Genomic DNA, 12,377 nt, shown 5'->3' with positions numbered 1-12,377 from the left:
GGTTCTCTTGACGAACAGTGGCCAACACCCCCGACGGAAGGTATGCCGCCGTGAAAATCTCCACCATCCTCGACCATGTTGACAGCGGACACATGGCCCTGCCGGAATTCCAGCGCGGTTATGTATGGAACCGCGACCAGGTGCGTGGGCTGTTTGACAGCCTTTACCGGCGTCACCCCGTCGGCGGCCTGCTCGCCTGGGCGACGGATTCCGGCACGGCCGCTTATCGTGGCGACGGCCAACTTGCCACGGGCGTGGTCAAGCTCCTCCTCGACGGGCAGCAACGCATAACAACGCTCTACGGCGTCGTGCGGGGCCGCCCCCCGAAATTTTTCGAGGGCAACGAACAAACCTTTACCGGGCTCCACTTCCATCTTGAGCACGCCACATTCTCCTTCTACCAGCCGGTCAAAATGCGCGACGACCCATTGTGGATCGACGTGACTGAACTTTTCAAAAAGGGCACAGCCGGTCTGGGAACATTCATAACCGAATTGTCCGCCCAGCCGGAAATGTTGCCCAGGATCGGGGACTACATCGGCAAACTAAGCCAGATTCTGGGGATACTTGCCATAGACCTGCATATTGAAGAAGTCACCGGGGCGGATAAAAGCCTGGATGTGGTGGTAGACATCTTCAACCGCGTGAATAGCGGCGGGACGAAACTGTCGAAAGGCGATCTGGCTCTGGCCAAAATCTGCGCCGATTGGCCCGAGGCCCGGGAGGAGATGAAAATCAAGCTCAAAAGCTGGTCGGATGCAGGCTACAATTTCAGCCTTGATTGGTTGCTGCGCTCCGTAAACACCGTGCTTACGGGTGAAGCCAAGTTCAATTTCCTGCACGAAAAAAGCGCACAGGAAGTCCGGGGTGCCTTGACCGACGCTACCAAGGCCATCGACTCCTGCCTCAACATTATTGCCGGTCGGCTGGGGCTGGACCACGATCAAGTGCTTTTCGGCCGTTACGCCATTCCGGTCATGGTCCGCTATCTGGCTCTGCGCCGGGGCATGCTTGATGCCGCCGAGCGCGACAAGCTCCTGTTCTGGTTCGCCCAGTCGGGCATGTGGGGCCGCTTCTCCGGCTCCACGGAGTCCTTCATCGACCAAGACCTCGCCGCCATTGAAACAGCGGACGCCCCCCTGGACGCCCTCTTGGAGCAACTGCGCTTATGGCATGGCGGCCTGCGGGTGGAGCCGGGCCATTTCTCCGGCTGGAGCCTCGGCGCACGATTTTACCCCGCTCTTTATATGTTGACCCGCATGGGTACGGCCTGCGACTGGGGTACTGGCATCGCCCTCAAGGCTGAGATGCTCGGCAAACTCAACCGCCTGGAAGTCCATCATATTTTCCCCAAAGCGCAACTCTACAAACACGGGCATTCCCGCTCCGAGGTGAACGCCCTGGCCAACTTCTGCTTTCTGACCAAGGAAACGAACCTCCAGATCAGCGACAGGCGCCCCGAAGACTATTTTCCGAAAATAGAGGCGCTTCATCCTGGAGCACTGGCATCGCAATGGATTCCCATGGACGATGCGCTTTGGAAAATAAAAAACTACCGGAGTTTCCTGGAAGCGCGCAAGCAACTCCTGGCCGACGAAGCCAACCGGTGCATGCTCGGCCTGCTGCATGGCGAGGGAAAATGGCTCGAAGGCGCATCTTCGATCATGTCCACCCCGACCGCTGAACCGGAAGACTTTGACGCCAACGCCGAGGAACAGGCCCTCGCGGCCCTGAACGAGTGGGTCACAACGCAAGGGCTGCCGACCGGCCTTCTTTCCTACGATTTCGCCGACCCGCAAACCGGCGCGCAACAGGCCGTGTTCGACCTTGCCTGGCCCCTCGGGCTCCAAGCGGAACTCAGCGCCCCGGTAGCCGTCCTCCTTAATGAGGAGGCCGAGATTATCGCTCTCGCCAGCCGTGCAGGCTACAAGTGCTTCACCTCCATCGACTCCTTCAAGGATTACGTCTTGAAAGACATTCTCTCGTCCGCTGAAACGAATCTGTGAGTCCTCCCCGCCCCGGATACGGACGCGGGCGCGGACAGAAAACGCGAACGGGCGCCGGTTTTTCCAACCGGCGCCCGTTCGCATTGTCGGGGCGGGGCTACAGGGCCCGGGTCAGGATGGCGCGGGCCACTTCGGGGGTGACGGCTCCGTCCTCGCCCAGGGCGGTCATGCCGTGGCGCGTCAGGGCGTCCGTCAGCCGCTCGGGGGCGTCGGGCTCGGCCACGCCCGCCGCGCGCAGCCCGGCGGGGATGCCCAAAGAGCGGTACAGCGCCTCGATGGCGTCCACCGTGCGTTCGGCCAGGTCCGCCCCCGGGGCCAGGCCGAACACCGCGCGGCCCATCTGCGCGAGCTTGGCCCGCTTGGCCTCCAGGCGCACGCGCAGCAGCGCGGGCTGCACCAGGGCCAGGGTCACGGCGTGGTCCAGCCCGTAGCGCGCGGTGATCTCGTGGCCGATCATGTGCGTGGCCCAGTCCTGCGGCACGCCGACGCCGACGAGTCCGTTCAGGCCCTGGTTGGCCGCCCACATCAGGTTCGCCCGCCACAGGTCGTCGTCGCGGCCCGCGAAATCCCCGGCCAGCGCGGCCAGGGTGCGCAACAGGGCCTCGCTGTAGCCGTCCTGGACCATGGCCCCCGTGGGCCGGGTCAGGTACTGCTCGCAGACGTGGACGAAGGAATCGATGATGCCGTTGACGAGCTGGCGCTCGGGCAGGGATTTCATGGTGTCGGGGTCGAGCACGGCAAAGCGCGGCTGCACAGCGGGGGCGCCGAAAGGCAGCTTCTCGCCCGTGGCCGCACGGGTGATGACCGCGCCCGCGTTGGATTCCGAGCCCGTGGCCGGCAGGGTCAGCACCGCGCCCAGGGGCACGGCGCTGCGCACCGTGTGCCTGCGGGAGGGGATGTCCCAGCCGTCGCCGTCGTAGAGCGCGGCGGCGGCGACGTATTTGCTGCCGTCGATGACCGAGCCGCCGCCCACGGCCAGGATGAAGTCCACCCCGTGCTCGCGGACCAGGGCCACGGCCTTGTCCAGGGTCTCCATGTGCGGATTGGGCTCCACGCCGGAGAACTCCCACCACGAATGGCCCGCCAAAGCGCGCGCCACCTGATCGTAGACGCCGTTTTTCCTGATGGAGCCGCCGCCGTAGATGAGCAGCACGCGGGCCTGCGGGTCGAGGCATTCGGCCAGGGCCGCGATCTGGCCCCGCCCGAAAAGGATGCGCGTGGGATTGTGATAGGAAAACAGCATGGGGGAGACCTCCGGGGTTGGTACGCGACAAGGGCCATGCTCCCGGCTCGAGCCGGGAGCATGGCCCTCAGAATAAATCGCCACGCGGCGATGTAAACCCCGGCGATCCGGGCTCCCGCTAGCTCGCAGCGCCGCCCACGGCTTCCAGAATGGACCCGATGCCCACGCGCTCCACGAAACGCGCCGTGCGCTCGCGCTTGCGCGCGCCCGTCCGGTAGTGCTCCAGCAGGCGGTCCACCAGGGCCAGGGCGTCTTCGCGCGAAAGGCCTTCGCCGACCTGATCGCCCACGCGCGGGCGGCTGCCCGCATTGCCGCCGAAATGCACGTTGAAGCCCGATTTCGTGCCCGTAACGCCCACGTCGCGCAGCTTGGACTCGCCGCAGGACAGCGGGCAGCCCGACACGCCCATCTTGACCTTGGCCGGGAAATCCACGCCCACGTACTTGGCCTCCAGCTCCGCGCCCAGGGCCAGGGAATCCTGCACGCCCAGGCGACAGACCGCCGTGCCCGGGCAGGCCTGCACGTAATGCACGCACAGCTCCGTGGCCCGGCCGATGTCGCGGCCCAGGTCGTCCCACACGGCGTCCACGTCCTCTTCGCGCAGGCCGACCAGGGCGATGCGCTGGCCGGAGGTGATCTTGACCACCGGGATGTTCCACTTGCGCGCCACGGCGGCGATGCGCTCCATTATCTCCGGAGTGAGCATGCCCATGGGCGTGCGGGGCACGATGGCCCAGGTTTCCTTGTCGCGTTGCAGGATGGCGCCTTCGGGCGCGGTGTCGCTCATGGTGACCTCCTGGGGTCGGGCCGTCAGGCCGCGGCGGGCTTGACCACGACCAGCAGCATCTTGAAGGGTTCGTCGGCGTCCAGGGCATGAGGCACGCCCGCGGGCATGGCGATGGCCTGCCCGGCGGCCACGTCGTGCACGGCCTCGCCGATGGTCACCCGGGCCCGGCCGTCGAGCACCAGGACCAGCGCGTCGCCCGGCGAGGTGTGTGCGCTGATGCCCTCCCCGGCGGCGAGGCTGAACAGGGTCACGTTGGCCGTGGGCTGCTGGGCCAGAGTCCGGCTGACGACGCGGCCCGCTTCGTAATCCACCAGCCCGGCCAGGTCCAGAGCCTGGGCGAAGGGAATGTTCTTGAACAGTTCGGTGCGCATGTTCAGGGTCATGATGGTCTCCTTGGCGCGCCGCTCCCGGGCGGCGGACAATGTGTTGCGTCACCCGGACCATAGGCACTGCGGGGCGAAAGCCCTTTGAGGCATATCAAATTTTAGCGCGCATGGGTAAAAAAATCGAAACGCGCGTACAGATGCCGAATGGCATTGACAGGTCCATACCAAATCGCTATGTCACTTCCACAACGATGAACAATACCCGCCACGCCTAGCGCGCCCGCAAGGGAGCGATGCGAACCAGGGCGGGTTATTTTTTTGGAGAACGCGATGGGACCAGACCGGGAGATATTCGCCAAGCGTCCCCTGACCATTGAGGAACAAATCGCCTTGCTCCAGACGCGGGGCATGCGCATCCCGGACAAGGAGCGCGCGGCACGCTATCTGCGGTTCATCGGCTACTATCGCCTTGCCGTCTACGGCGTCCCCTACAAGACCGTTGGCGACAACTACGCCCCCGGCGCCACGTTCGACAACATGCTTGATCTGTACATCTTCGACCGCAAGCTTCGACTCCACTACATGGATGCCATTGAACGCGTCGAAGTGGCGGTACGCACGACAATCAGCAACCACATGGCGTTACGTCATGGTGCGACATGGTTTTGCAACCCTGAATTGTTCCAAAAAGAAATCCACCACAAGAACCTTCTCGAATCCATACGCCGCGATACAGGGCACCCGGATGTCGCCAGAAATGGATCAAACCATCGTTTCTGTAACGCTTTCTATAAACGTTACGGGCCGGAAGCCGTCCCTCCGTCCTGGATGGTGGCGGAGGTGCTGTCCTTCGGCTCCTGGTCCAGGACGTTCCAAAACCTGCGAGAAAGGGCAGACAAGGCAGCCGTGGCACAACATTTCAATCTGCCTTGGGAAACCTTGGGCAGTTGGCTGCACGCGCTTTCCCATGTCCGCAACATCTGCGCCCACCATGCCCTGCTCTGGAACACCGTCTTCACCATCAAGCCCGCATTGCAGCGCTTCTATCCCGGAGAGGACGACTCCAGGCTATACGGTCAGACACTGGTCGTGCGCCATTTCCTGAAGACCATTACGCGGGATTCAAGCTGGGAGCGGCGCCTGCGGGAACTTTTGGAGCAGTGCCCCCGGGGGATTGCCGAAATGGGCTTCCCTGCGCACTGGTAACCCCTCCTCAGGGCGCCAGGGCGAAGGCGCGCACGGGCAGGGAGCCCAGGGCGCGAACCGGGGCGGGCACGGCGAAGAAGCGCAGCTCCGGGCACTCCCCGGGCAAGGCGTCCAGGCCGGTCAGGTTTTCCACGATGGGCACCCCGGCGCCGAGCAGCAGCGTATGCACCGGGCGCGCGGGGTCGGCGGTGGAGTCGATGTTCATGGCGTCGATGCCCGCCAGGGCCGCCCCGGCGGCGCACAGCAGTTCGGCGGCCTCGCGGGTCAGGTAGGGCAGATCGTGAAAGTAGGCCTCGCCGCCCCAGTGGCGGGCGTGGCCGGTCTGCACCAGCACGGCCCGCCCGGCCAGGGGCAGGCCCGCGAAGGCCTCGGGGCCGATGGCCCGGGGAGCGCCGGGCGCCCGGCGCACCAGGGCCACTGGCAGGTTCGCCGTGCGCTCCAGGGGCAGGGCCGCCAGATCCGCGCCATCCGCGTGACGGTGGAAGGGCGCGTCGATGTACGTGCCGGTGTTGCCGATCATGGCGATGCGCCCGATATGGAACTCCGTGCCCGGGCCGTAGTGCGCCCGCGAAGCCTCGCGCGAAAGGTGCGCGTCCACCACCGGGCCGGGCAGCCCCGGGCAGGTGGTCATGCCGTGGACCACGGGATGGGCCAGATCAAAAAATCTCATGCGTCCTCGCTCAGGGTGTCGGCCAGATAGGCGTCCAGGTCCGGACGGCCCGAAGGGTTGCGCAGGCAATGGGCCAGCCAGACCCCGCGCTCGAAGCACATCACCCGCAGATCCCACACGCAGGCCGTCAGGCTGGTGTGGGTCTGCTCCTCCAGGGCCGTGGGCCGCCCGGCCGGGGCAATGAACACACGGTGGCGCAGTTCGTTCTCGTTCTCCCACCAATCGGCGAAGACCCAGGCCGCGCCGCGCCCGTCGTGGATGCCCAGATAGCCCACGCCGTAGCACCCCGGCGCCAGGGCCGGAGCGGGAAAGGCCTCGGACGCCAGGGCATGCGCGGCGGTCGTCAGCTCCGGGCGCGGCAGGGCCCGGCCATGGGCGATGCCGTAGGTTTTGATGCGCCAGCCGCCGGTTTCCAGCAGGCCCAGGGGCCGGATGGGCCGCAGGCCGCAGGGCTCGGGCAGGGGGAAGGTCTTCATGCGCGCCTCCTTAAATCCAGCGCGCCTCCACGGTGCGCTCCGAAACGTTGCCGCCGGTGTTCACCGTGCCCACAGGCTCGATCATCATGATCTTCGTCTCCTGCCCGGCCACGGGCATGTGCTCCACCCCGCGCGGCACGCTGATGCACTCCCCGGGGCCCAGTTCCACGTCGCCGTCGCGGAATTTCAGGGTCATGCGGCCCTCGACGACGAAGAACATCTCGTCCTCGTTTTCGTGGCTGTGCCACTCGAAGGGCCCCTGGATGCGCGCGAGCTTGACGTGCATGTCGCCCACGCGGGCGATGATTCTGGGCGACCATTGCTCCGTGAACAGCGCGAACTTCTCCTGGATGTTGATCTTGTCCATCGTCGTGCTCCTGTGGGGGCGGGTTGGGATGCTCCGGGTGGCCCGGCTCTCGTCAGTTCTTGCCGGTTTTTGTTGGCGTGGCGGGCGCCACGGGCACGCCCCCGCCCTCATGCAGGGCGCGGAAGGCGATGACCGTGCGCGTGCCGCAAACGGCCTCGATGTCGTTGATGCCCATGACCACCTCTTCGAGCTGGGCCGTGTCGCGGCAGCGAACCTTGGCCAGAAAGCAGTCCTCGCCCGTGAGGTGGGCGACCTCCTGCACGGCGGGCACGGCGCACAGGGCGCGGCCCACCTCGTGGGCCCGGCGGTGGGCCGACAGGCGCACGAACACATAGGCCAGCACGGGCAGGCCCACGGCCACGGGGTCCACCCGGGCGGCATAGCCCCGGATGACCCCGGCCTGTTCCAGGCGCCTGATGCGCCCGAAAACCGCCGAGGCCGTCATACCCACGCGGCGGGCGATCTCCGCATTGGGCGTGCGCGCGTTCCCCTGAAGAATCGTAAGAATAGTGGCATCTATTTCGTCAAACATAACTTTTAATCCTCACTAAAAAGTCGATACATAATCACTCCCCGCGAGTAAAGCACGAAACGGCCCGGAGCCCTTCGGGCGGGGCGGCCCTGGCCGGAGGCGGACGGGGGCCGAAAGGACGGCGCCCGGCGGCGGAGTTGTACAGCGCCCTTGCCAAGACCGGGCCGCGCGATTAAGGGGTGCGCTGGGGGCGTGTCCGCTCCCGTTTTTTCCGAACAAGGCACAGGGTGTTTTTCATGGGCAGATGGCATATGCAGGGCGGCTACCACGAGGTTCTCGTGGTGGGGATGCCCCTGGTGGCGAGCATGATCTCGGGCACGGTGATGCAGTTCACCGACCGCATGTTCCTGGCCCACCACAGCCTGGACGCCCTGGCGGCCTCCCTCTCGGCCAGCATCACCAACTTCGTGTTCATGGCCTTCTTCGTGGGCGTGGCCAGCTACGTCAACGTCTTCGTGGCGCAGTATACGGGCGCCGGGCAGCCCGGGCGCGTGGGCGCGGCCCTGTGGCAGGGGCTGTGGTTCTCGCTGCTGGCCGGGGTGGCGCTGGCGCTCCTGGCCCTGCCCGGCGAGGCGATCTTCGCCCTGGCCGGGCACGCGCCCGAAGTCCAGGCCATGGAAACGGCCTACTACCGCATCCTGTGCTGGGGGTCGGGCCTGGCCGTGCTGGGCATGTGCCTGTCCACGTTCTACTCCGGTCGCGGCCTGACGCGCACCGTGGCCGTGGTCAACATGACCGGCGCGGCCCTGAACATCCCCCTGGACTACGCGCTCATCAACGGCGTCTGGGGCTTTCCGGCCCTGGGCATCGTCGGCGCGGGCATCGCCACGGTAACGGCCTGGGGCGTGACGGCCCTGCTCTTCGTCGTCCTGGTCTTCACCCGGGGCAACGAGGAGCGCTTCGGCGTGCGCTCGCGGTGGCGGCCCGACCGCGCGCTGTTCGCCCGGCTCATGCGCTTCGGCATGCCCGGCGGGGCCCAGCTTTTCCTGGACGTGTTCGGCTTCACGGTGTTCATCCTGCTCATGGGCCGACTGGGCACCACGGAACTTGCCGCATCCAACCTCGTGTTCTCCCTGGATCATTTCGCCTTCATGCCCATGGTCGGGCTGCATATCGCCATCGAAACGCTGGTCGGCCAGGGCCTGGGCGCGGGCGACATCCGCCGGGCCGAGGAAGCCACGCGTAGCGCCATGCACCTGTGCCTGGCCTGGGCCTCGATGCTGGCGGCGATCTTCCTGCTGGCGCCGGGGCCGCTGGTGGCGGCCTTCCGCCCGGCGGACATGACCCCCGGGCAGTACGCCCCGGTGATGGAAATGGGCCGTCTGCTGCTGGTCGTCGTGGCCTTCTACACCCTGTTCGACGGCATGGCCCTGGTCCACTTCGGGGCCCTCAAGGGCGCGGGCGACACGCGCTTCGTCATGGCCTGCCAATTCGTGTGCTCCCTGCTGCTCCAGGTGCTGCCGGTGTGGCTGCTGGTGGAGGTCCTGGGCTGGGGAATCTACTGGTGCTGGGGCACCCTGGCCGTAGCCCTGGCCGTGCTGGCCCTGACCGCGCGCCTGCGCTACGCCGGAGGCCGCTGGAAGACCATGAGCGTCATCGCGCATTAGCGCCGCCGGGGCGGCCCGCCCCGGCCCCGCGCCCTTGCCTCGCGCCGGATGGTACTTATTGTTTCCCCTTCGGGCGCAGCGCCGCCCGCAACCCGCACCCTCAACGCCCGCGCCGCCCGGCGCGCCACGCAGAACGTCATGACCAAACCGTCCACCCCCCGGCCCGCCGCCCACGGCTCCGACTGCATCCACATCGAAGGCGCCCGCCAGCACAACCTCAAGGACCTGGACCTGGACATCCCGCGCGGCAAGCTCGTGGTCGTCTGCGGGCCCAGCGGCTCGGGCAAGTCCACCCTGGCCTTCGACATCGTCTACGCCGAGGGCCAGCGGCGCTACGTGGAGTCTCTTTCCGCCTACGCCCGCCAGTTCCTGCCCCAGATGGACAAGCCCAAGGTGGACAAGATCGAGGGCCTGTCCCCGGCCATTTCCCTGGAACAGCAGGCCGCCTCGCGCAACCCGCGCTCCACCGTGGGCACAGTGACGGAAATCTACGACTTTCTGCGCGTGTTCTACGCCCGCCTGGGCACCATGTACTGCCCGCAATGCGGCAAGCCCATCCGCTCGCAGACCGCCGATGAAATCGTGGACGAAATCCTGGCCCTGGGCGAGGGCACGCGCTTCCTGCTGCTGGCCCCCCTGGCCGAGCACCAGAAGGGCACCCACGCCGAGCGCCTGAAGCGCCTGCGCGCCGAAGGCTTCGCCCGCGTGCGCGTGAACGGCGAGGTCCTGGACCTGGAGCCCCTGCCGACCCTGGAGAAGAACCGCAAGCACACCATCGAACTGGTGGTGGACCGGCTCGTGGTCCGCGAAGGCATGCGCGGGCGGCTGGCGGACTCGGTGGAACTGGCCCTGGCCCACGGCGGGGGGCGGCTGGCCGTGGCCCTGGCGGGCGGCCCGCGCGACGGCGAGCAGATATTCTTCAGCACCGATTCGGCCTGCCCCACCTGCCACGTCAGCCTCCCGGCCCTGACCCCGCAGCTTTTTTCCTTCAACAGCCCCCAGGGCGCCTGCCCGACCTGCTCGGGCCTGGGCAGCGTGGACTACTTCGAGCCCGCCCTGCTGGCGCCCAACCGGGGCCTGTCCCTGGAGCGCGGCGCGGTCATCCCCTGGAAGAACCCCCGCGTGCTCGCGCGCTTCGCCGACCGCCTGAAGGCCCTGGGCCGCCGCCACGGCTTCGGCATGGACACGCCCCTGGCCGGATTCACCCCCGCCGCGCACCATGCACTCTTCCACGGCGAGGGCGAGGGCGGCGACTGGCCCGGCGTGGTCGCCCTGCTCGACAGCGGCATGAGCTTCGGCTCCATCTGGCGCGACGAGCTCTCGCGCTACCGCCAGAGCCGCCCCTGCCCGGCCTGCGCCGGGGCCCGCCTGCGGCCCGAGGCCCTGGCCGCCCGCGTGGGCGACCTGAACCTCTTCGAGTTCACCAGCCTATCCATCCGCCGCGCGCTGGACTGGCTGCGCGGCTGCGAATTCCCCGGCCACAAGGCCATGATCGCCGAGCCGCTGATGAAGGAGCTGACCCACCGCCTGGGCTTCCTGGTCAACGTCGGGCTGGACTACCTGTCCCTGGGCCGCAACATGTCCACCCTGTCCGGCGGCGAGGCCCAGCGCATCCGCCTGGCCGGGCAGCTCGGCTCGGGCCTCGTGGGCGTGACCTACGTCCTCGACGAGCCCTCCATCGGCCTGCACCCGCGCGACAACGACCGTCTGCTGGCGACCCTGCGCGAGTTGCAGGGCCGGGGCAACACCGTGCTCGTGGTCGAGCACGACGAGGCGACCATCAAGAGCGCCGACCACGTGCTGGAGCTGGGCCCCGGCTCGGGCTGGCTGGGCGGCGAAATCGTCTACCAGGGCGACGTGCCCGGCCTGCTGGCCGACGCGGGCAGCCTCACCGCGCGCTACCTGCGCGGCGACATGCGCATCGAGCAGCCCGAGGCCCGGCGCCCGGCCCGGGGCGTGGTTTCCCTCAAGGGCGTGACCACCAACAACCTGCGCGGGCTGGACGTGGACTTCCCCCTGGGCTGCCTGACCTGCGTCACCGGCGTGTCCGGCTCCGGCAAGTCCTCCCTGGTCATGGACTCCCTCTACAAACACCTGGCCCTGGAACGCGGCATCAAGGTCGAATCCCCCGGCCAGCTCGCGGGCATCACCGGCGGCGAGGCCATCGAGCGCATCGTCTCCATCGACCAGACGCCCATCGGCCGCACCCCGCGCTCCAACCCCGCGACCTACACCAAAATCTTCGACGAGATCCGCGCCATCTTCGCGGGCACCAAAGAGGCCAAAAAGCGCGGCTACAAGCTCGGGCGCTTCAGCTTCAACGTGCGCGGCGGCCGCTGCGAAGCCTGCCAGGGCGACGGCTCCATCCGCGTGGAAATGCATTTCCTGCCCGACGTGTTCGTGACCTGCGACGTGTGCAAGGGCCAGCGCTACAACCGCGAAACCCTGGAAGTGCGCTACAAGGGGTTGAACATCTCCGAGGTGCTGGGGCTCACGGTGCGCCAGTCCCTGCAATTCTTCGAGAACTATCCGGCCCTGGTCCGCCGTCTGGCCATCCTCGAAGACGTGGGCCTGGAATATCTGCGCCTGGGCCAGCCCGCCACGACGCTGTCCGGCGGCGAGGCCCAGCGCATCAAGATCAGCCGCGAGCTGGGCAAGCGCAGCCTGCCCGGCACCCTCTACATCCTCGACGAGCCCACCACCGGCCTGCACATGCACGAGGTCGGCAAGCTCATCGCCGTGCTGCACCGCCTTGTGGACAAGGGCGCCACCGTGGTGGTCATCGAGCACAATACCGACGTGGTCCGCGCGGCGGACTGGGTGCTCGACCTCGGCCCCGGCGGCGGCGAACACGGCGGGCGCATCGTCTCCCGGGGCACCCCCGAGCAGATCATCGCCGACCCCGAATCCATCACCGGGCGCTTCCTCGTGGACGAGCGCTGAGTACGCGCCGGAGGGCGCACCGCCGGGGGCGCCGCCCCCGGGCCCCCGGCAGGGGGCGTTGCCCCCTGCACCCCCACCAGGGGCCGACGGCCCCTGGACCCCACACGTCGGCGCGGGCCGGGCGGCAGGAAGCCGCCCGGCCCGCGCCGATGTGTTGGCGAGAGATTTTGGCGAGTGGTGTGGGAGGGACGATGCCGGGGCGTGTGCGGGGCGG

Annotated in this window: 11 protein-coding genes; 4 read left to right on the top strand and 7 right to left on the bottom strand. The window is 67.5% G+C overall.

What is annotated here, in order from left to right; genetic code table 11:
* Positions 1-50 precede the first annotated feature (50 nt).
* Positions 51-2,006 (top strand): GmrSD restriction endonuclease domain-containing protein, encoded by a 1,956-nt coding sequence (locus tag ACZ5KV_RS09200; protein ID WP_464239008.1) that lies wholly within the window; start codon positions 51-53, stop codon positions 2,004-2,006.
* Positions 2,007-2,103: 97 nt separating this feature from the next.
* Here the strand turns inward: ACZ5KV_RS09200 and ACZ5KV_RS09195 are convergent, their stop codons facing one another.
* The 3 genes from ACZ5KV_RS09195 to ACZ5KV_RS09185 form a co-directional block, all read right to left on the bottom strand.
* The gene (locus tag ACZ5KV_RS09195) at positions 2,104-3,249 is read right to left on the bottom strand and encodes an iron-containing alcohol dehydrogenase (RefSeq protein ID WP_464239007.1); all 1,146 of its coding nucleotides are present in this window, start codon (positions 3,247-3,249) and stop codon (positions 2,104-2,106) included.
* 118 nt (positions 3,250-3,367) lie between these two features.
* Complete coding sequence (locus tag ACZ5KV_RS09190; RefSeq protein ID WP_464239006.1) at positions 3,368-4,036, bottom strand: NAD(P)/FAD-dependent oxidoreductase; 669 nt, start codon at positions 4,034-4,036, stop codon at positions 3,368-3,370.
* A 23-nt stretch (positions 4,037-4,059) separates the two neighbouring features.
* A complete protein-coding gene (locus ACZ5KV_RS09185) occupies positions 4,060-4,419 on the bottom strand; it encodes a cupin domain-containing protein (protein ID WP_464239005.1) in 360 nt (119 codons plus the stop codon).
* Between the two features lie 273 nt (positions 4,420-4,692).
* Between ACZ5KV_RS09185 and ACZ5KV_RS09180 the strand changes: the two genes are divergently transcribed.
* On the top strand, positions 4,693-5,568 hold the full coding sequence (locus tag ACZ5KV_RS09180) for an Abi family protein (RefSeq protein ID WP_464239004.1): 876 nt from the start codon (positions 4,693-4,695) through the stop codon (positions 5,566-5,568).
* Between the two features lie 7 nt (positions 5,569-5,575).
* Here ACZ5KV_RS09180 and ACZ5KV_RS09175 read toward each other — a convergent pair whose 3' ends face one another.
* From ACZ5KV_RS09175 to ACZ5KV_RS09160, 4 genes are read right to left on the bottom strand one after another with little or no spacing between them, the layout of a single operon-like run.
* Entirely contained in the window at positions 5,576-6,238 is a 663-nt protein-coding gene (locus ACZ5KV_RS09175) for a cyclase family protein (RefSeq protein WP_464239003.1), read from the bottom strand.
* The gene (locus ACZ5KV_RS09170) at positions 6,235-6,714 is read right to left on the bottom strand and encodes a hypothetical protein (protein WP_464239002.1); all 480 of its coding nucleotides are present in this window, start codon (positions 6,712-6,714) and stop codon (positions 6,235-6,237) included. Before ACZ5KV_RS09170 ends, ACZ5KV_RS09175 begins: the two co-directional genes overlap by 4 nt.
* Before the next feature lie 10 nt (positions 6,715-6,724).
* Positions 6,725-7,081 (bottom strand): cupin domain-containing protein, encoded by a 357-nt coding sequence (locus ACZ5KV_RS09165; protein WP_464239001.1) that lies wholly within the window; start codon positions 7,079-7,081, stop codon positions 6,725-6,727.
* 52 nt (positions 7,082-7,133) lie between these two features.
* Positions 7,134-7,613, bottom strand: coding sequence for an Lrp/AsnC family transcriptional regulator (locus ACZ5KV_RS09160; protein WP_464239000.1), 480 nt, complete (start codon positions 7,611-7,613; stop codon positions 7,134-7,136).
* Positions 7,614-7,849: 236 nt separating this feature from the next.
* On the opposite strand from ACZ5KV_RS09160, the gene ACZ5KV_RS09155 reads away from it, so the two are divergent.
* On the top strand, positions 7,850-9,220 hold the full coding sequence (locus ACZ5KV_RS09155) for an MATE family efflux transporter (protein ID WP_464238999.1): 1,371 nt from the start codon (positions 7,850-7,852) through the stop codon (positions 9,218-9,220).
* Between the two features lie 138 nt (positions 9,221-9,358).
* Complete coding sequence (uvrA, locus tag ACZ5KV_RS09150; protein WP_464238998.1) at positions 9,359-12,163, top strand: excinuclease ABC subunit UvrA; 2,805 nt, start codon at positions 9,359-9,361, stop codon at positions 12,161-12,163.
* Positions 12,164-12,377: the final 214 nt, after the last annotated feature.

The organism is Desulfocurvus thunnarius (assembly GCF_055390965.1).
Note: the sequence above shows the minus strand (reverse complement) of the source record. Positions and strands in the feature narration are given on the sequence as shown.